Below are 18050 nucleotides of genomic sequence, written 5' to 3' on the forward strand. Positions count from 1 at the left end.
CCGGGCAGTTGACTGCCGATCCGGGGTTCGAGGTGGTGGGCGCGCACCTGCCGCGGGAGCCGCAGTGGGGCTACACGATGGCCAGATGCTTGGCGCCCTTATGCGCATACCTGTGCGTTTCTACGCAGTTTGGCGGCCCCAGACCAGCGCGGGGTCCGCCAAACGGCCGGTCCGCCCCTCCCGGGAGCGGATGGGGCCGGCGAATTGCAGGACTGCGCGGCCCAGGCCTCCTGGAGGCCTCGCCTGTCGACCGGTCCGGAACTCCGATCGCGGCACACCAACCGGCGGCAACCGACATGGCGTCACCCGGCCTCTGCCACCGCTGGATGCGGTCCCGCCGATCCGGGGCCGGCGGGGATGTCCTCGCCAACGGCCCCCTGCTTGCACGCCGACCGGGGATACGACTCCGACAGGCATCGTCGGTGGTGGTGGCCCGCCACGGGTGGGGCACGGCCCCTGGTAGCCCGGCAGCGCCCGCGAAGGGCGACCGGGACGCGGTTCGGGACAAGGGTGACGACTGCCCCGGTGTGATGTCAGTTGCGGAGGAAGTCCAGGGCCTGCTGCACGAACATCTCGTGGTACTGGAAGATGCCGCCGTGGCCGGAGTCGGGGTAGACGGCGAGCTTCGCGTCGGGGAGCAGCTGGGCGAGGCGGAGGGTGCCGGCCGCTGTGGGCCACATCGTGTCGTTGTCGCCGTTGACGACGAGTGCGGGCTGCTTCACGGCTGCCAGGCCGGCCGGCGAGGCGTCCTGCTCCCACGTGGTGAGCGCGGCAAGCTGGGCGCCGATGGCCTCGTTGGAGATCGGGGTGTCGCGGTCATCGGCGGTGCGCTGGTCCAGACGGGCGAGGAAGGAGTCCCCGGCTGCCTGGCTTGCCGGCGACGGTTCGAAGAACAGGAAGTGCTTGGGGTGCTTGCCCAGCTCGGTCGCCTTCTGGATGGCCGTCTGGAGCGTGGCGCCGGTGGCAGCCGGTCCCTGGGCACCGGCGGGCGCCGTGGCGGCCAGGATGATCCGGCGGACGCGGTCGCGGTACTGCTGGGCGACGACCTGGGCGACGATGCCGCCCAGGGAGTATCCGAGCAGGTCGACCGCCTCCAGGCCGAGGGCGTCCAGGAAGGCGACGGTGTCGTCGGCCATCGCCTCGAAGGTATCGGGGGTCGTCCCGCCGGAGCGCCCGACCCCGCGCAGGTCGACCAGGATGACGCGCCGTTCGGCTGCCAGGCCGTCGACGACGGCGGGGTCCCAGTCGTCCAGCACCGCGGTCACGTGGTGCAGGAGGACCAGCGGAACGCCCTCGTCCGTGCCCACCTCGCGGTAGGCGAACGGGGTCCCTGCGACGTCAACGGTCTTGGTCGGAGCAGAAGTTGCGGTTGCTGCGGACATGGTGGAGTCCTTCCCTCGCACTCGATGCCGTCGGGCCTGCCTGACATCCATAAAGTAGCGCTCGTTTATATAATGAATTCCGATGTCGAGCCAAACTTTCATTCAGTGAAAGTTTTTTGCTGCCCGCCGGTCCGGAGGTAACATACGGACATTCGCATTCCGATTGAGAGTGGAGCCGGGCTTCAGTGAGGTTTGCGCACAGTAGTGGCGGCTGATTGGAGTGTGACTGATGGGGGGCTTTTTCGAGGACAAAGACAGCTGTGACTTTCTCGCCACCACCCATCACGGCGATGCGTTCCTGTTGTCCGGACACGGAATCGATGTGGCCTACAGCATGGTGGGCGATCGCGAACCGTTCACAGATCTGGAGCGGATTCATCCCGGTCGCGTCCGGATAGTCACTCCCGAGGAAGCCGCGCAGGAGGGGGAGTGGCTGACCCTGCTGATGCCTCTCGCGGAACACCGGTCGCTTCCGGGGGACCTGGGATCCGGAAAGCCGATCATCGACATGACGAACCGCAATACGCGGCAACTGCCAGGCGTCACGGAGATCGCCGGGGCCTCCACGACGAGCAGTGAAATGCTTCAGCGGCATTTCAGGGAGGCGAACGTCGTCAAGGCGATCAACAACGTCGACTACAAACACTTCAGGGGCTTTGCTCGGCCGCAGGCGGCGGGCAACAGAACTGCCCTCCCCATAGCCGGGGACGATGAGTCGGCTAAGCGGACGTCACGTGGTTGCTCGGGCGTCTGGGCTTCGACGTAGTCGACATGGGTCCGCTCCGCGAAGGCTGACGCTTCCAGTTGGCGATGCCGGCCTGCCACATCCCCTACGGCGCGGGTGGTGCGGACGATGTCCGTCAGCAGCCGGCCGCTCCTGTCCCGCGGCAGCGCTGAGGCAGATCCTGTGGGCCTCCACCTGCGCCCCCTGACGAAGCCCGGCTAGGGCGTCTTCGTCACGGTGCCGCTTGTCCAGCGACGCGGAGTGAACTCATCGACTACCCGCTGATATCGGCCTCCGCCGCCCTGTGATCGGTGCGGCCCGCCTGATCCCCTCCGCCCACCCGAAAGCTCTCTCATGTCACTTCCGGCTCTGCTCCTCGTCCATGGTGCCTGGCACGACTCCCCTGCCTGGCACCACCTTGCCTCGTGTCTCCCCGATGTAGACGTGAGAACCGTTCGCCTGCCCAGTACCGGGGAGGACCTCGAACTCCTCGGGGACCTGTACGCGGATTCGGCTCGCATCGAAGCCGTCCTGGGGGAAATCGGAGGACCGGCGGTGGTCCTCGGCCATTCCTACGGGGGAGCGCCCGTGTCGCAGACGCCGGCGGGGCCCGGCATCGTGCGGGTGATCTACCTGGCAGCGATGATGCAGGACGTCGGTGACACGGTGCTGACACCGACGGGAGGCGTCCATCCCGCGTACTGGGACGTCCATGAAGAGGAAGGCGTCCGTCCGGGCTACTTCGGCGTGTCCGATCCGGTGGAAGTGCTGTACAACGGCGTCGACCCACAACTGGCGGAGTCCGTCGCGGCATCTCTGCGCTCGCAGTCCCTCGCTTCGGTCACCCAGCCTCTCACCCGGGCCATCTGGCACGACGTACCGAGCTCCTACATCGTCTGCGCGCAGGATCGCGCGATTCCTGCCGCGTTTCAGTACTCCATGGCCCGGCAAGCCAACCGCGTGCGTCTGATGGACAGCGGGCACTCGCCGTTCCTCTCGCACCCGGCGGAACTGGCCCGTCTGATCCGCGAGGAGATGGCCATCTGAAAAGCGGTGAGATGGGCGCTGGCACGACCGGTGCCGCCCCGGCAGCCCCTCCACTCTGCGCCGCTACCTGCTGACGTTCCAGATCTGTGCCGTCAGGCACACCCACCTCGAACGCGAAGGCGTCGCCTGGACAAGTGCTTCCTGCGAGGCGGCGCACGGGGCGTCTCCTTCTACGTTGTTGCGCGTTGCGGGGTGTGTTCGGCCCAGATGGTTTTGCCCTGCGGGTGGTGGCGGGTGCCCCAGCGGCAGGTGAGTTGGGCGACGATGAACAGTCCCCGGCCGCTTTCGTCGAGGGTGCGGGCGCGGCGCAGGTGGGGGGTGGCGGTGCTGCCGTCGGTGACCTCGCAGGTGAGGCGGGTGTCGCAGCGGATCAGGCGGAGATGCAGCGGTGGCTGAGCGTGGCGGATGGCGTTGGTGACCAGTTCGCTGACGATCAGGACGGTGGTGGGGGTGGCCTCGTCCAGGCCCCATGTCGTCAGCTGGCCGGTGACATGTTCGCGCGCGGCGGAGACGGCCGCTGGATCGGCGGTGAGGTCCCACGTGGCCACGGTGGTGGTGTCGAGGGTGCGGGTTCGGGCGGCGAGCACGTGCAGTTGACGAGGGCCACCCTCTGTCGCAAGGGCCTGCAGGGCGGTGTGGCAGGTGTCTGTGAGCGAGGACTGCGGCTCGATGCATCGTTCGGGCACGGTGTATCCATCGATCCTGGTCTCGGAACCGGTTGGCTTCGCGGAGTGCGTGTGCAGCAGGAGCACGCTGCCTTCGCGGAGCCGGATATCGGCGGTCGCGACATGTGCTCGTGCGCGCCCGAGCGGTGCTCCGGAGGACAGGTCGACGGCGATGGGCACACCCTCGGGGCTGATGACGATGGGGGCGGGGTGGCCGGCGCAGGCGAGGGTGCAGATGGCCGTGACGGGGTCATAGACGGCGTACATGCAGCTTGCCGCGACGTCGTGGGCGGCGTCGTCCGGTTGCAGCCGGTGGAGGACGTCCTGGAGATGGATGAGCGTCTCGTCCGGTCGCATGTCGATGTCCGCCAGCGTTCGTACCGCGACGCGGAGTTCGGGCACCAGAGTAGGCGCCGGTTCTCCGTCCTCGGTCACGCTGCCGGCGACCAGCGCCACCCGGGCTCCGGACAGGGGGATCGCGTCGAGCCAATGGGCCTGTGGCCTTCCGTCATCGACCCGGCCGTATGCGAGTTCCAGAGCTGCCGGTTGCGGCAGGCGCCCGGGCGGTGGTCCCCCGGCCAGCAGGGAGGCGCACAGATCACCGGTGACCTGACGTGGTGCAGAGGCGATGCGGCCCGTCTCCTTACCGCTCGGGGCAGGTACGGCGAAGACGCACCTCGCCTTCTGGCGGATCCGCACTCGGCAGATGACCAGACTCATTCCCAGAGAAAGGAAGGCTGCGGTAACGACAACCATCCGGCCGCCCTCCGACACGCCTGGAATGACGAAACCGTAGATGGCCACGCTGGTCGCCAGCGTGGAGGCTCCGAAGAACAGGGTGTGCCTGAGGGGCAGCAGGGCTGCCGCCATCACGGGTGTCAGCACCGAGTAGTCCGACCAGCGGACCAAGCCCACTGCAGAGGCCTTCAGTTGCAGTGCGCAGGCCGCAGCGAGATAGACGGCGAGCAGTGCACTCGGGTGCCGGAACAGGAGGAGTCTGGGCGTGGTCATCCTCGTCACCGTCCCTTCTGATGTCGTGCGCAGTGCCTGCGAGACGATGCGCATGATGTGCGGCGCGGGGTTCGGGATTCTCTGCGCGGGCGTGCGGGCCTTCGGACTGTGGACGTTCACGGTGACGCCTGTTCGGAGTGGACGGGGTGCGTTGGATGATGGACAGCGACAAGGGCCAGGTCGTCCTGGAGGCTCCCACCCGCATGCCGGTCCACATCGACGCTGACGTGCTGCACGAGGCGGCTGGGGCAGTCCCAGGTCCACGTATCGGCACGGTCAAGGACGGGGAAGAACTCGCCCGCGAAGTCGCGGGCCTCGGCCAGGCCGTCGGTGTAGAGAAGCAGGGTGTCTCCGGGGCCGAAGGCAACAGTGTCGAGGCAGAAGGCGCTGGGAGTGTCTGCTGCAAGCCCCAGCGGCGGGGCGGGCCGGGCGACGGGCAGCAGGGCAATCCGGCTGCCCTTGTGCAGAAGAGGCGGCGGGTGCCCGCAGCTGACCACCCTGACGATCTCTTCGTCGTCGGGGAATTCGATCAAGAGGGCTGTGACGAACCGCTCGCTGCTGTCGGCGTCGACAGGGGCGAGCTCGCGCAGGTGCCTGCGAACGCTGCGTTCCAGGGAGGCCGCAAGCTCCGGAAGGGTGCGGTACTGCTGGGCTGCCTCCCGGAAAGCGCCCAGGACAGCAGAGGCATCACCGATGGCCGGAAGGCCCTTTCCGCGGACGTCTCCGATGAGGAGGCGTGTGGCCTGGCCGGTGCGGGCGGCTGCGTACAGGTCGCCGCCCACTAGTGCGTGTGCCGCCGCGGCGCGGTACATCGAGGCGACGTGGAGGGGGCCGAGCTCCGCCGGGATCGGCCGCAGCAGTACTCGTTGGGCTGCTTCGGAGACGGCCCGCACTTGGGCCAGCTCCCGCAAGTCGCGGTCATGCAGGGCCCGGGAGGCGACGACGAACACGGAGACAATGAGGACTGCCCCGATGTGAATGGGCAGCAGCGGGGAGTGGAGCAGGCCGTCGTGACGGTCCACGAGGAGCACCGCCGCGGCTGCCATGAGCGCGACGACGGCCGTGAAGCGTGTTCGTGCGAACGTTCCCGTGCACGAGGGGGCCGCCACGAGCAGCGGGGACAGGTGAACCGCAAGGGGGGCGAACGACGCACCCAAGGTGATGGCCGCGATCAGCAGGAGCGGAGGCCCAGCCTGGCCACGCAAGCCCGAGGGTCCGGTGCCGCGGCCATGAATCCTCGGCCGCTTGGGGCTTCCGGGGCCGGACGCTTGGAGCAAGCGGGTTCCGTCATCGGTCGCAGGCGCGGAAACGGGAGTGCGCCGGAAGTGCGGCATTACGAGTCTGGGGAGCGGCCGGAGCCTGGAAGGAAGGTGTCGTATAAACATAGCGCGGCTTTCATGCCATCGCGGTGTGGAAGGTTGAGTCGAGGCCCCAAGACCCGCCGGCCGTCAAACCGGTCATTGTCCGGTCAGCTGGCAAGACTCGAGGGGTCAGCACCCCAGTACATCGCCACTCACTACGCCACACAGCGCCGCAAAGGGGTCAACCAGTTTACGTCCCAGAGAGGCAGGAGCACATTCGAGAGTCCGCCTCAGTGCTGCAACGTCTTCGGTGCATGCGGGACTCTGTTCGGATCACAGCTCCGCCGTCCTTCACTGTTTCCGTATTGTGGAGTGTTTTATCGGGATGCGATTCAGGCTCCGTAACGGGCCGTCGACCGGCCCGGGAGGCGTTCACTCGCGCAAGGCGCGGGAAACTCTTCGGGCCGCCGCGCGAACGGCGGACCCCGCACGACGGCGAGCGCCAACGGCTCCGTCGTCAAAGAAGTCGCCGTAGCCCACGCGTCCACACTCCCGTCAGCCGTCCGCGTCCGCCCGGGTTCCACTCGGCCGGATATTCCTTGAATTAACTGGCAAGGGGATACTCATGCTACCGCGCGAACCTCCGACATTCCCTTGCCGAGCCGCTTTTTTACCGACCCTTCAGCACGCCTGGAAAACTCAGGAAAACATTCTTTCACTGAGTGAAAACCGGAACCCGGTGGCTTCCTGCGGGGGGTACTGTGCCGTCCGGACGAGGTTCCTTCGTGAGGGTCCCCGCGGAGGTGGGCGGCATCCAGGTGCCCATCCAGCGACCGGATCGGCCACGCGCGAAACACCTGAACGCGCGCGACGCAAGGAGCGGAAAAGCGTCCCGCCGGCCCTTCAGCAGCGCACACCTATTCCGACGGCCAAAGGCCATTCGTTCTCGGGTAATAGTCTGTACTGTCGGCCTGCGTATTGGGCTTACGCCCTTTGTGTGTCGGTCCACGCATTCGCCTCCACCGTCCCGACGGGCATACCGGACGGCGCCCGGGGAGCATGCGAGAGGTCCTTACGTTCATTGCGAACGGCACGGAGCAACTGGAGGGGCCCCCAGGCGGGACCACCACCACACGAGACGAAGTCCCGGCGTGGCGAAACGGGTCTGACCGGTGGCCTGCCCGGGCTAGGGCTGAGCATGATCAGGAAGCCGTACGCTGGTCGGCGACTCGGGCAGGCTCACCCCTGCCCGCAGCGGCGATCTTGCATCCCCGTCACGGCATCGGGGAACGTGGCCGACGCCTGGACATTGCCCACAGCGGAAAGTGGGCAACGCCGTCCACCTCGGGCCTGAGCCATCAGGCGCTGGCCACGCTGCCGGAACCCGGTGGCCGGGCAGCGCCAGTGGTGGGCCGAGCGACCACAATCGGTAACGGTGTTGCGCAGTACCACCTCGGGTGCGATGACCCGCCAGACTGTGCCCGACTTCGTGAACTTGGGGCCGGCGGATGGGGTTTGGCCTGAGACCGGCGGTGTTCGTCCCCCCCATCCTCCTCGGTCCCAACGCCCTCGAGTTGCTCCACGGCGGCGGCGCCATACGCCTCTGCGGAGGCGAGTACACCGCCATGGCCCGGGCCGTCCTCGAGTACCTCCCGCCAACCCAGGCCACCGCGTGAGCGGGCCGACGCCGCGCCGTGCGCGGCACTGCGGGAAGTGCGGCCGCACCCTCAAGAGTGAGGCCTCACGCCAACGCGGGTACGGCCCGGAGTGCTGGCGCGCCATGGGCGGCGGCCGCCACTGCGTCGAGCAGGGCGCCCTACCGCTCGAGCAGGGGGATGGGGACGCCTGCCTGGGCGGTCGTCACAGCGGGTATCGCTGGAGACGATGGCCAGCTTCCACGTCACCGAGCCGCCCTCGATGTGGACCGACAGCGACTGATCGGTGATGTCGGTGTAGATACGCCCGATGGTGATGGGACCGTTGCAGCCGATCTTGTTGGGCGGCGTCTTCGGATTGTTGTGATCGACGATGGTCATCTTGCCCGTACCAGAACACCGGGCGTGCACGGTGTAGACGTCCGTTGACGGCTTGAACCTAGCTAGACGCAACCGCGGGTCCGGTGGAGCCCGTCCGGGAGTGCAATTTCGGCCCAGATGGTCTTGCCGTCGTGCCGTTGCCGGGTACCCCAGCGCTCGGCGAGCTGCGCCACGATGAACAGCCCCCGCCCGCCCTCGTCGAACATCCGGGCGCGGCGCAGGTGGGGGGCGGTGTTGCTGGCGTCGGACACCTCGCAGATCAAGGTGTCCTCGCGGATGAGCCGCAGTTGGACCGGAGCCGAGCCGTAGCGGATGGCGTTGGTGACCAGCTCGCTGATGACCAGTTCCGTGGTGAATGCCAGCTCTCCCAGGTCCCAGCGCTCCAGTCGGGACGAGGCGAGGTCCCGGGCGTGGGCCACCTCGGCGAGATCCTCCGTGAGGTCCCATGCGGCGGCATGGGCGCCGTCGAGCTCGCGAGTACGGGCGATGACCAGGGCGACGTCGTCTCGGGACTGTTCCGCGGCCACCGTGTGCAGGACGTGGTCGCACAGGTCCTCCAGCGAGGCAATCGGCTCGGATAGGGCTTTCTGGAGATGTTCGAGTCCCTGGTCGAGGCTGTGTTCCCGGGATTCGATGAGGCCGTCGGTGTACAGGGCGAGCCGGGTACCTGTGGGCAGCTCCAGTTCGGCCGTCTCGAAGGGAAGTCCGCCTACACCCAGCGGAGGACCGGCGGGGATGTCGAGGTACTCGACGTCCGCTCCGGGACGCAAGACGGCGGGCGGTGGATGGCCGGCCCGGGCGGCCGTGCAGCGGCGTGAGACCGGGTCGTAGATCATGTAGAGGCAGGTCGCCACGATCTCACCGGCGACCGCTCCTGCGCCGCCGACGTCTCGATGCCGGGTGACGACGTCGTCAAGGTGGGTGAGCAGTTCGTCGGGCGGCAGGTCGATGTCGGCAAGGGTTCGTACGGCGGCACGCAGCCGTCCCATGCTCGCCGAGGCGTGAACGCCGTGGCCGACCACATCGCCCACCACCAGGGCGACCCGGGCCCCCGAGAGCGGGATGACGTCATACCAGTCGCCGCCCACTCCCGCGAACAAACCCGCGGGCAGATAGCGCGTGGCCGCCTCCACGGCTGGCTGCCTCGATACCACCGGGGGCAGGAGGCTTCGCTGCAGCGCCAGGGAGGTGTTGTGCTCCCCGGTGTAGCGGCGGGCGTTGTCCACGCATACCGCGGCCCGTGCCCCGATCTCCTGTGCCAGGAGCAGGTCGTCGGCGTCGAAGGGGGCCCGGCCCGGGGAGCGTGTGAACAGCGCCGCGCCGAGGGTCGCTCCCCGTGCGCGCAGGGGGATCGCCAGCGCGGAGTGAGGCCCGTTCGTGCCCACGTCGCCGGGATCGGCAGGCGCGGAGGCGGCACCGGCGGTATCGGTGATCTCGAGCATCATGGGCTCGCCCGCGAACAGCCCGAGGGTCGCTTCCGCCCGCTCCCGGTAGGTGACGGTCTCGCCCGGCCCCAGGTCTCCCGGGGGCGCGGGCGATCCCGATGCCGCGGTACGGCGCAGGGTGAGATCGCCCGCGCCGGGCCGCAGGACGGGTTCCTCGCCTTGGAGGACACTGACGAAGAGGTCCACCGTGGCGTGGTCCGCGAAGCGGTGCACCGCGACCTCCGTCAGTTCCTCGGCGGTACGCACCGCGTCGAGAGTGCTTCCGACCCGGCTGCTGGCCTCGCTGAGCAGCGCGAGCCGCTCGCGAGCGATCACGAGCCGGCTGAAGCGTCTCTCCCCCGCGACACGGATTCGGCAGACGGCCACGCTGATGACCAGACCCACCGCCAGCGCCGTGATGATCGTGATTTGGTTCGCGGGCCCCATGTCCCGCAGGAGAACCCCGTACAGCGCGATGGCGGCAGCCAGGTTGAACAGTCCGACGATCATGGTCTGCCGTACCGACAGCAGGGCACTGGCCACGACCGGGATCAGGACGGCGTACTCCGCGATACCCATGACGTGCACCTCGGCGGCAGCCAGCGCCAATCGCAGGCCCGAGATCAGCACAACGCTGAGCAGCAGGAAGACGAAGCTTTTGCTCAGTGAAACGGGATGCACGCCCTACACCTCCCCATGCCGGGAGCGGGACCCTGCGACGTCCCCATCCGACGTTGCCCTGGCAGGTAACAATTTACCCTTTGCGAGAATTGTTCCATTGACGAAAGACGGCCGTGCCGGGACACACGCCATCCATCCCACGCACAGCGCCTCAGGAGCCTCGGTGACACGGCCGCACCGGCACCGGCATCCCGCCTGGCCGGCACATGAGGCAGGTCCGGTTCGGCCGGATACGGGGCAGGCTCACTACCGCCTCGCCCCGCAACGCGTCGCGCGGAACGACCCTGGCCGTGCGCCACTTGGGAGCCTAGGGGCCCGCACCGGCGACGACGCCGGCTACGAGCCTGCATCGCTGTCCAACCGCGCGAGCGGGCAGTCGGCGATCAGCGTCGCCAGCGCTTCGCACCCCGGCACCCGGCACCCGGCACCCGGCACCCGGCACCCGGCACCATGATCCGACCGCCGCGGCGTGGCGCATCTGTCGTGCACGGCCTCGCGGAATCGCCCTCGGAGAAGTCCGGTCGGCCTATCGGGGTTAGCGTGACGGAGTGGAATTGTTTCATTTGCGGTACTTCATCGCAGTCGCAGAGGAGCTGAATTTCTCTGCGGCGGCCCGCCGGCTGCACATGGCCACGTCTCCGCTGAGTCAGCGGATCAAGGACCTGGAGCGGGAGCTCGACCATCGGCTGTTCGAGCGCGACACACACCGTGTCCCCCTCACGCCGGCCGGGGAGGCGTTGCTGCCGATCGCCCGAGACGTACTGGAACAGATCATCTCCATACCATGGCGACTGCACGAGGCGGCCTCACCGGGGCGCAGCACCCTGTTCGTGGGAATTCCTTCGGGAGTGCACCCCCGGCTGAGGCACCTCGTCGACGCGCTCGCCGAGCGCGTGGGCGCGCGGTGCGGACTCCTACGCTGGCCAGGCTCATCCAGGGCTCTGGTCACCGCAGTGAGCGGGGGAAGCTCGCGCTCGCGCTGGCCCGGCTGCCGGTCGATGACCCCGCGCTGGAGCGACTACCGGTGTGGTCGAGCGCGAGGACGTCGAGTTCGCCGCGGACGCAGGAGTCACGCTGCGCGGCTGGCTCTTCCTGCCCGACGGGCAGGGGCCGCATCCGGCGATCACGATGGCCCACGGCCCCGCAGCGATCAAGGAGCACGGCCTCGAACCCTTCGGGCGGAGCTTCGCCGCGGCCGGATTCGTCGTGCTGCTGCACGACCACCGCACCTTCGGCGCCAGCGACGGAACGCCCCGGCAGGACGTCGACCCCTGGCAGCAGATCGCCGACTGGCGACGGGCCGTCTCCTACCTGGAGAGCCGGCCCGAGGTCGACGCCGCCCGCATCGGCCTGTGGGGCACCGGCTACTCCGGCGGCCACGCCATCGTGCTGGGAGCCAGCGATCGCCGGCTGCGCGCGGTGGTCTCCCAGGTGCCCACCATCAGCGGTTTCGCGTAAGGGCAGCGCCACGTCCCACCGGATGCCGTCGCGGGCCTGGAGGAGTCCTTCGCCCAAGACGAGCGGGCACGGTTCCGCGGCGAGGCCCCGCCGGCCAGCTGCGTGATGCCTGCGTTGTGGCCGCGGACCTCCGCCAACTGACCGGCCGCCCACTGGTCGTACTGCTGCCGGTACGCCGCAAGCTGCTGCTGACGCCGCACTTCGGCAGCCTGGGCGGCACGCCAGTCACGCTCGAAGCGGCCCCGGGCTTCCTGCTGGGCCTGAGCCCGCCGGTTCGCCGTCCAACCACCTGGCGCCGCCTGGTACTGATTCGGGTCGGGCATCGCCACCGGATAGGCCAGCCGGCCTGGCGCGAACGGCTCGAGCTGCTCGGAACGCGCCAGAGCATCCAGCCGGAACGCCGGTGTACGGCACCCGGCCGCCAGCAACGTCCGCAACTCCTCGACGCGGGCTTCCAGCTCACGCGTACGCCGCTACCCATCGGCCTCCCGGTGCTGCCGGTACGCGGCCTGCGTCCTATTAGTGTCCTGCGCCGAAAGTGGCGAGACTAAGTCTGTTTGGGGTTTCAGCGGTTGGGCGGGTTGATTCTTGTGAGGTAGTCGGCGAGGGAGTTGAGGATCTCATCGGCCGCCTTGGTCCAGGTGAACCGCCTGGGATTCTCGTTCCGGGTCGTGATCCAAGCCGTGATGCCTTGCTCCAGGGCCTTCACGGAGGTGTGCACGCCGCGACGGATGAGTTTGTCCGTCAACAGGCCAAACCACCGCTCGCCCTGGTTCATCCAGGAGGAGCCCGTGGGGGTGAAGTGGATGTGGAAGCGCGGGTGTTTTCCCAACCACGTCTTGATTTCGGCGGTGTCGTGGGTGGCGTAATTGTCACAGACCAGGTGGACGTCGAGACCGGCGGGCACCACCTGGTCAGGAACTAATTGAACTCGATGGCCCCGTGGCGGCGAACAGACTGGTGATGCCATGCCAGTAGTAGTCGTGGGCGCGCCGCTCGGGCATACCCGGCATCATCGGCAGAACCGGCTGGGACCGGTCCAGCACCTGGATCTGGCTCCTCTCGTCCACGCGCAGCACCACCGCTTTCTCGGGTGGGTTGTGGTCCAGGCCGACGACCTCGACGACTTTCGCGACGAACTGCGGGTCGGTGGAGAGCTTGAACGCATCCTGAAGATGGGGCTTGAGGTCGAACTTCTTCCAGATCCGCCCGATGGTGGACGTAGACAGCCCGGAGTGCTTCGCCATCGAGGCCCGCGACCAGTGGGTGTCCTTGCCAGGAGTGGACTCCAACGTCGCCGTGAGCACCTCCTCGACCTGGTCAGCGTTGGCACACCGGTTTCGTCGATGCGCTGGGCCCCGGCGGGCTGCTCGGCCAGGTCGAGGGCCGCACCGCCGCCGACGTCCTGGCCTGGCTGTCCACCACCGAGCTGACCTGGCGCAAGGGCGTCACCCACGTGGCCACTGACATGTCGGCCGCCCGAAAGCCAAGCCAGCCTCGCCCGGGGTCCGGGTCCGCTACTCCCGAGTAGACGGGCTGGCGAGGGTCGCTGGCGAGAAGATGCACAAGCCCGCCCGGTTCGTACACGAGCGGCAGACCCCGAGAGAGCGCGGCGAGCGTCGTCCCCGAGCCGGCCGTCTCACCGTGTCTCACGGCGGCGCCTGCGCCTCCAGATCAGTCAGATCTAGCTGTGTAGCACTGGCCGGGACGCTCCGTGTGCGTCCGTCGTACGCTCGGTTTTTGGCGGCCAGCACTCCAGTGCCATGTCGGCGATGTCCTGGAGTTCGTCGCGGCCGAGGCCGCTGGCGGCCTGGACGGCGATGCCGAACGCTACCGTCATGACGTATCGGGCGATCCATCGGGGGTCGGCGTCGCGCGGCAGATCGCCCTCGTCGATGGCCCGCTGGAAGCGCTCTTCAACGCGTACGGCCGAATCGTTGCGCCACTCGACCAGCATGTCGTGCGCGGGCCGCCCCGCTTCGCTCGACGCCAGCGCGCCCTGCACGGTCAGGCATCCCGCAGGGCCGCCGGGGCGCGTCGTGGTCCGAACCGCTCCGTGGAGAAGCCCCTCGGCCACGCCTCGTGCGGTCGGCTCCTCCAGGGCGCGCGTCCCGTAGTCGGCCGGGCCCTCGGTGTAGCGCTCCAGAGCCTTGCGGAATAGCTCCCTCTTGTCGCCGAAGGCTGCATACAGGCTCGGCTTCGAGATGCCCATGGCTTTGGTCAGATCGGTGAGGCTGACCCCCTCGTATCCGCGTTCCCAGAACACCCGCATGGCGCGGTCAAGCGCCTCGTCGACATCGAATTCCCGAGGCCGACCCATGACGACGCTCCGCGAACCAGCCATGTGTGCAGCGTACGCCACCCGAGCAGCGATCGGCAGTGAATTCTATGCCGATCGGGATAGAAATCTTGTGCCCTCGGTTCCTACCCGCGACGGCAGTCACCACGGAGGTTCGCGGAAAGCGGGTAGCAGGTCAATCCGTCCGAGTGCACGCGCTCCGAGGTTCGGGGCGACACAGAGGCCGGCATGTCCAAGAAGGAAGTACGCGAAGCCTTCGAGCATTGCATCCAGGCGCTCAACGCCCATGAGTTCGATCGAATGACCGAGTTCATTCACGATGATCTCACCGAGAGCGGCCAGTCGGTCACGCAGGGGCGATGTCATCGCGGAGCCGAAGGGGCACGACGACGCGGTGCCGGACTCAGGGTTCGGCCCGTCCCACCCCGGCACCTGCTGCCGGTGGTCACCCACGCTCGCGTGCAGCACGACCTGCATCGCCGATTTGGCAACTTCTATTCCATCCGGAATATAAGTCGGGGAGCCGAGGTTCCCCCTCTGTGGCAACTGCCGCGACCAGAGCGCGGGAACGCGCACGTCATCAGCCCCCAGTACGCCCGATCCAGGGCAACAGAAAGGCACCATGTCTGACACCGACCTGCGCGACATCGAAGCGCTCAACGCCCGTACGTCCGACGGCATCGCTGTTGTCACCGGCGCCAGCCGCGGCATCGGGGCTGCCATCGCCAGCCGTCTCGGCGCCGACGGTTACACCGTCGCAGTTCACTACAACCATGACTCGGCTGCTGCGGCCGACGTTGTCGAGAAGATCACCGCAGCCGGCGGCACGGCGTTCTCCTTCGCCGCCGACCTCGCCGAACCCGACACCGGCACAGCCTTCTGGGCTTCCTACGACGCGGCCGCGGGCGCGCTGCGCGACGTGCCTGTGCGGGTGCTGGTGAACAACGCTGCGATCATCGTGAACGGCGTCATCGAGGAGACCGCCGCCGAGGACTTCATCCGCCAGCAGCAGATCAACACCACCGCGCCGTTCCTGATCATCAAGGCCGCCCTGCCGCGCCTGGCCGACGGCGGACGCGTGGTGAACATCTCCTCAGGCGCCACCCGCGTCCCCTTCCCCGGCATCATCGGATACACCATGACCAAGGGAGCCCTCGAAGCTCTCACGCTGCCGCTCGCCCAGCACCTCGGCCCACGCGGCATCACCGTCAACGCCGTTCGCCCCGGCACCACCGACACCGACATGAACGCCGGCTGGTTGCGCGGCAACTCCGAGGCCATGGCCGGCGTCGTCGCGCAGCGCGCCCTCCGCCGCGTCGGCGAACCGGCCGACGTCGCCGACGTCGTCGCCCTTCTCGCCTCCCACGACGCCCGGTGGATCACGGGCCAGATCATCGACGCCACCGGCGGCGAGCGCCTGTAGGCGGTACCCCTCCGGAGACACGGGCGAGTTCCGAGTCGCGACACAGTCGACACTCGACGAGAGCCCGGCCGGCGGCCGGGCTCTCGGAGGTGCGGTGACTTCGGGTGGGGCGAGGGTCGGTTCCGGGCCTCACATTCCGAGTTGTCGCTGCACGGCTTGGGCGTCGAGGTGGTTCATCTTGTAGAAGTGTCCGTCACGGACCTTGTGGAAGGAGTGCTCGGCGTACTCGATCGTTTCGCCGGTCGGGGCGACGCCGAACCACCCCTTCGCGGAGGTGACGAACAGCAGCTGCGCGCGGGCGTGATCACGACCGCTCGCCGATGAACCGCCTCCACGACCTTGCGGAGACCGCCATCGTCGTGGCGTTCCTCGCCTCCGACCGCAGCAGCTTCATGACCGGCGCGGAAGTCTATGTCGACGGCGGCGCCAGCCAGGTCTAACCCCGGCGGGGTACGCGGCGCGCCCCGGGCGCAAGTCGCCGGTCAGTCGTTTCGGTGTGGCGGCCCGTAAAGGTCGTCGAGGCGCAGCGGTGCGGGCTGGGGCAGGGACGGCGCGCCGCCCGTGGTCAGGCAGGACTGGAGGAAGTAGGCGAGCAGGCGGCGAGAGGCGGCCAGGGACGCCTTCGGGGACTGCCGCACGACGCCGCTGTTCGCCAGGAGCAGGAGGGTAACGTCGCTCGGATCGAAGTCCTTGCGCAACTGCCCTGTGTTCTTCGCTCGTTGTACCAGCTGGGCGAGTCCTGCCTCGGCGCGGGCGCGCTCGCGATGGAGGTCGGGATCGTCGGGAGACTCCTCGAGGAACGCGGCGCTGAACCCGCGGTCTTCGGCCTGCATCCTGCACACCTTGGTGAGGACGGAGCAGAGACCGCGCCCGGGATCGTCGTCCCGTAGGGCCTCGTCCAAGGCTGCGACGCACTCGGCGAGCTGCTCGGAGAACGCCGCGGAGATCAGTGAGCCCCGGGTCGGGAAGTGCCGGTAGAGGGTGGCGGCGCCAACGCCGGCCCGGCGGGCGATGGTACTGGAGGGTACGTCGGTGCCATTTAGGGCGTACGCCTCGCGGGCGGCCTGGAGGAGCCGGGCGCGGTTGTGCCGGGCGTCGGCTCGCTGCCCCCGGACGGGGGTCGCGGAGACGGACGAGGACGGGTTCCGAGACGGCTGAGTAGGCATGTCTCTCACTTAACCACAAATGGAAGATGTCATCCGTTTAGTGTGGTTAGCCTGCTCTAGTGCCGCAGCATCGAGGTCACCGAGGACGTCTGAGCCTCGTTGTTCACCAGCCATTTCCCCTTTCAGGCGCGGCAAAAACGCTACAAGGAGACATCATGCGTGCAGTAGAGATCACCGACTTCGGTGGTCCGGAGAACCTCAAGCTGGTCGACCGGCCGGACCCGACCGCCGAGCCGGGCCATGCCGTATTGGCGGTGGCAGCGGCCGGGGTCGGCCTTTTCGACGTTCTGCTACGGCAGGGTGCCAAGCCCGACGTCGGCACCGGCTTCGTACCCGGTCTGGAGGTCGCGGGCACGGTGGTCGAGGTCGGTTCGGAGGACGACGCCGGGTGGGTGGGACGCCGGGTCTTCGCGCTAACCGGAGACGGCGGCGGCTACAGCGACCGCGCCGTGGTGCCCGTCGAATCTCTCGTAGAACTACCGGAGGACGTCTCGTTCCATGACGCGGTAGCGCTCGGGGTGAATTCCCTGGTCGCCGCGGCAAGCCTGGAAAGGGCCGACCTCAAGGCAGGCGAGCGGGTGCTCGTTCGAGGCGCCGGTGGCGGGATCGGCGTGCTCACCACCCAGCTCGCGGCCGCTCGGGGTGCGACGGTGATCGCCTCCGTTCCCGACCGGTCCGTCGCGCAACGGCTGTACGACCTGGGTGCTACGGAAGTCGAAGGCCTGGACGCGGTCGACCCGGGCCCGGACGGCCGCTATCACGCCGTCATCGACATCGTCGCCGGTTCCGATGTGGCCGACTTCATCCCCCTGCTCCGCCCGAACGGCAGGTACGTGATCAGCGGTATCGCCGCAGGTGCCCCTACCCCCGACTTCGGCATGGCACTGTTCGCGAACTTCCAGCAGTCCTGGACCATCTCCACCCTCAGTCTCAGCAGCGCACCGTCGAAGAACGCCGCCGAGACCTTCGCACTCGTCTTCGCCGAGTTGCGGGAAGACCGCCTGAAGCCGGTGGTGCACGGCACCTTCCCGCTGGACGAAGCCGCGGCCGCGCACACTCTGCTGGAGTCCCGCGCCACCTTCGGCAAGATCGTTCTGACCGTCTGACTCGGCGGGACGAGCAGATCACCCGGTTGTACTGCCTGATGGGTGGTTCGCCTGGTCGGGATCAGCGGCTGTCGGGTTAGGGATCGGGGAGCCGGTCGCGGACGTATGGGCGGTGGCGCACCGGGTCGAAGGGCTCCCATTCGGTGCGCGTGTGGTCCGCGGCCGCATCATTGCCGGCGTGCGTGGAGCAGCGCTGCTTGTACCAACACAGTTGCTCGGCATACGGCAGTCCGGTCAGGTCGTAGACCGCCATCAGCTCCTGTGTGATCGGCAGGCGTCCGCCGCCGGGGCCAAGCAGTGGATCCGCTGGCTCCAGGCGCCACATAC

Annotated in this window: 18 protein-coding genes and 3 pseudogenes; 11 read left to right on the forward strand and 10 right to left on the reverse strand. The window is 68.3% G+C overall.

From position 1 onward, the window contains the following. Positions 1 to 248 precede the first annotated feature (248 nt). A pseudogene (locus tag ACFV3E_RS41650) lies at positions 249 to 427 on the forward strand (IS5/IS1182 family transposase); the annotation flags it as partial. A gap of 106 nt (positions 428 to 533) precedes the next feature. On the opposite strand, the gene ACFV3E_RS41655 reads toward ACFV3E_RS41650, so the two are convergent. After that, positions 534 to 1382 (reverse strand): alpha/beta fold hydrolase, encoded by an 849-nt coding sequence (locus ACFV3E_RS41655; protein WP_500540996.1) that lies wholly within the window; start codon positions 1380 to 1382, stop codon positions 534 to 536. 229 nt (positions 1383 to 1611) lie between these two features. Here ACFV3E_RS41655 and ACFV3E_RS41660 point away from each other — a divergent pair, with 229 nt between their 5' ends. After that, positions 1612 to 2148 (forward strand): NADPH-dependent F420 reductase, encoded by a 537-nt coding sequence (locus ACFV3E_RS41660; RefSeq protein ID WP_500540998.1) that lies wholly within the window; start codon positions 1612 to 1614, stop codon positions 2146 to 2148. Positions 2149 to 2460: 312 nt separating this feature from the next. Next, positions 2461 to 3153: an alpha/beta hydrolase gene (locus tag ACFV3E_RS41665; RefSeq protein WP_500541000.1), complete on the forward strand. Its 693-nt coding sequence runs from the start codon at positions 2461 to 2463 to the stop codon at positions 3151 to 3153. A gap of 170 nt (positions 3154 to 3323) precedes the next feature. On the opposite strand, the gene ACFV3E_RS41670 is transcribed toward ACFV3E_RS41665, so the two are convergent. Together ACFV3E_RS41670 and ACFV3E_RS41675 are read right to left on the reverse strand one after the other, a co-directional pair. Beyond that, entirely contained in the window at positions 3324 to 4949 is a 1626-nt protein-coding gene (locus tag ACFV3E_RS41670; protein ID WP_500541002.1) for a SpoIIE family protein phosphatase, read from the reverse strand. After that, positions 4946 to 5875, reverse strand: coding sequence for a PP2C family protein-serine/threonine phosphatase (locus tag ACFV3E_RS41675; protein ID WP_500541004.1), 930 nt, complete (start codon positions 5873 to 5875; stop codon positions 4946 to 4948). Before ACFV3E_RS41675 ends, ACFV3E_RS41670 begins: the two co-directional genes overlap by 4 nt. Positions 5876 to 7662: 1787 nt before the next feature. On the opposite strand from ACFV3E_RS41675, the gene ACFV3E_RS41680 reads away from it, so the two are divergent. Beyond that, positions 7663 to 7806: a hypothetical protein gene (locus tag ACFV3E_RS41680; protein ID WP_500541006.1), complete on the forward strand. Its 144-nt coding sequence runs from the start codon at positions 7663 to 7665 to the stop codon at positions 7804 to 7806. Continuing rightward, positions 7803 to 8075, forward strand: a complete 273-nt coding sequence (locus tag ACFV3E_RS41685) for a DUF6011 domain-containing protein (protein WP_500541008.1) — start codon at positions 7803 to 7805, stop codon at positions 8073 to 8075. The genes ACFV3E_RS41680 and ACFV3E_RS41685 overlap by 4 nt, the downstream gene beginning before the upstream one ends. Before the next feature lie 153 nt (positions 8076 to 8228). On the opposite strand, the gene ACFV3E_RS41690 is transcribed toward ACFV3E_RS41685, so the two are convergent. After that, positions 8229 to 10271, reverse strand: a complete 2043-nt coding sequence (locus tag ACFV3E_RS41690) for an ATP-binding SpoIIE family protein phosphatase (protein WP_500541010.1) — start codon at positions 10269 to 10271, stop codon at positions 8229 to 8231. 548 nt (positions 10272 to 10819) lie between these two features. Between ACFV3E_RS41690 and ACFV3E_RS41695 the strand changes: the two are divergent. The 3 genes and pseudogenes from ACFV3E_RS41695 to ACFV3E_RS41705 all read left to right on the forward strand — a co-directional run. Further along, a pseudogene (locus ACFV3E_RS41695) lies at positions 10820 to 11331 on the forward strand (LysR family transcriptional regulator); the annotation flags it as partial. Continuing rightward, entirely contained in the window at positions 11298 to 11729 is a 432-nt protein-coding gene (locus ACFV3E_RS41700) for an alpha/beta hydrolase (RefSeq protein ID WP_500541012.1), read from the forward strand. The pseudogene ACFV3E_RS41695 and the gene ACFV3E_RS41700, both read left to right, overlap by 34 nt. A gap of 116 nt (positions 11730 to 11845) precedes the next feature. After that, complete coding sequence (locus ACFV3E_RS41705; protein ID WP_500541014.1) at positions 11846 to 12280, forward strand: hypothetical protein; 435 nt, start codon at positions 11846 to 11848, stop codon at positions 12278 to 12280. A gap of 14 nt (positions 12281 to 12294) precedes the next feature. Here ACFV3E_RS41705 and ACFV3E_RS41710 read toward each other — a convergent pair whose 3' ends face one another. The 4 genes from ACFV3E_RS41710 to ACFV3E_RS41725 all read right to left on the reverse strand — a co-directional run bounded on the left by ACFV3E_RS41710 (position 12295) and on the right by ACFV3E_RS41725 (position 14505). Further along, positions 12295 to 12639: a transposase gene (locus tag ACFV3E_RS41710; RefSeq protein WP_500541016.1), complete on the reverse strand. Its 345-nt coding sequence runs from the start codon at positions 12637 to 12639 to the stop codon at positions 12295 to 12297. A 4-nt stretch (positions 12640 to 12643) separates the two neighbouring features. Next, a complete protein-coding gene (locus ACFV3E_RS41715; RefSeq protein WP_500541018.1) occupies positions 12644 to 13021 on the reverse strand; it encodes a transposase in 378 nt (125 codons plus the stop codon). Positions 13022 to 13413: 392 nt separating this feature from the next. Beyond that, on the reverse strand, positions 13414 to 14073 hold the full coding sequence (locus ACFV3E_RS41720) for a TetR/AcrR family transcriptional regulator (RefSeq protein WP_500541020.1): 660 nt from the start codon (positions 14071 to 14073) through the stop codon (positions 13414 to 13416). Between the two features lie 96 nt (positions 14074 to 14169). Beyond that, positions 14170 to 14505 carry a hypothetical protein gene (locus ACFV3E_RS41725; protein WP_500541022.1) on the reverse strand — a complete coding sequence of 112 codons (336 nt, stop codon included), beginning with the start codon at positions 14503 to 14505 and terminating at the stop codon, positions 14170 to 14172. Between the two features lie 145 nt (positions 14506 to 14650). On the opposite strand from ACFV3E_RS41725, the gene ACFV3E_RS41730 reads away from it, so the two are divergent. Then, on the forward strand, positions 14651 to 15451 hold the full coding sequence (locus ACFV3E_RS41730; RefSeq protein WP_500541024.1) for an SDR family oxidoreductase: 801 nt from the start codon (positions 14651 to 14653) through the stop codon (positions 15449 to 15451). Between the two features lie 311 nt (positions 15452 to 15762). Continuing rightward, positions 15763 to 15891 (forward strand): annotated as a pseudogene (locus ACFV3E_RS41735) (SDR family oxidoreductase); the annotation flags it as partial. 42 nt (positions 15892 to 15933) lie between these two features. Here ACFV3E_RS41735 and ACFV3E_RS41740 read toward each other — a convergent pair. After that, a complete protein-coding gene (locus ACFV3E_RS41740; RefSeq protein WP_500541026.1) occupies positions 15934 to 16617 on the reverse strand; it encodes a TetR/AcrR family transcriptional regulator in 684 nt (227 codons plus the stop codon). Between the two features lie 59 nt (positions 16618 to 16676). On the opposite strand from ACFV3E_RS41740, the gene ACFV3E_RS41745 reads away from it, so the two are divergent. Further along, positions 16677 to 17723, forward strand: coding sequence for a quinone oxidoreductase family protein (locus ACFV3E_RS41745; protein ID WP_500541028.1), 1047 nt, complete (start codon positions 16677 to 16679; stop codon positions 17721 to 17723). Positions 17724 to 17799: 76 nt separating this feature from the next. Here ACFV3E_RS41745 and ACFV3E_RS41750 read toward each other — a convergent pair whose 3' ends face one another. Then, the gene (locus ACFV3E_RS41750) at positions 17800 to 17976 is read right to left on the reverse strand and encodes a hypothetical protein (RefSeq protein ID WP_500541030.1); all 177 of its coding nucleotides are present in this window, start codon (positions 17974 to 17976) and stop codon (positions 17800 to 17802) included. Positions 17977 to 18050 lie beyond the last annotated feature (74 nt).

Source organism: Streptomyces sp. NPDC059718 (assembly GCF_042733315.1).
Classification (GTDB): Bacteria; Actinomycetota; Actinomycetes; order Streptomycetales; family Streptomycetaceae; genus Actinacidiphila.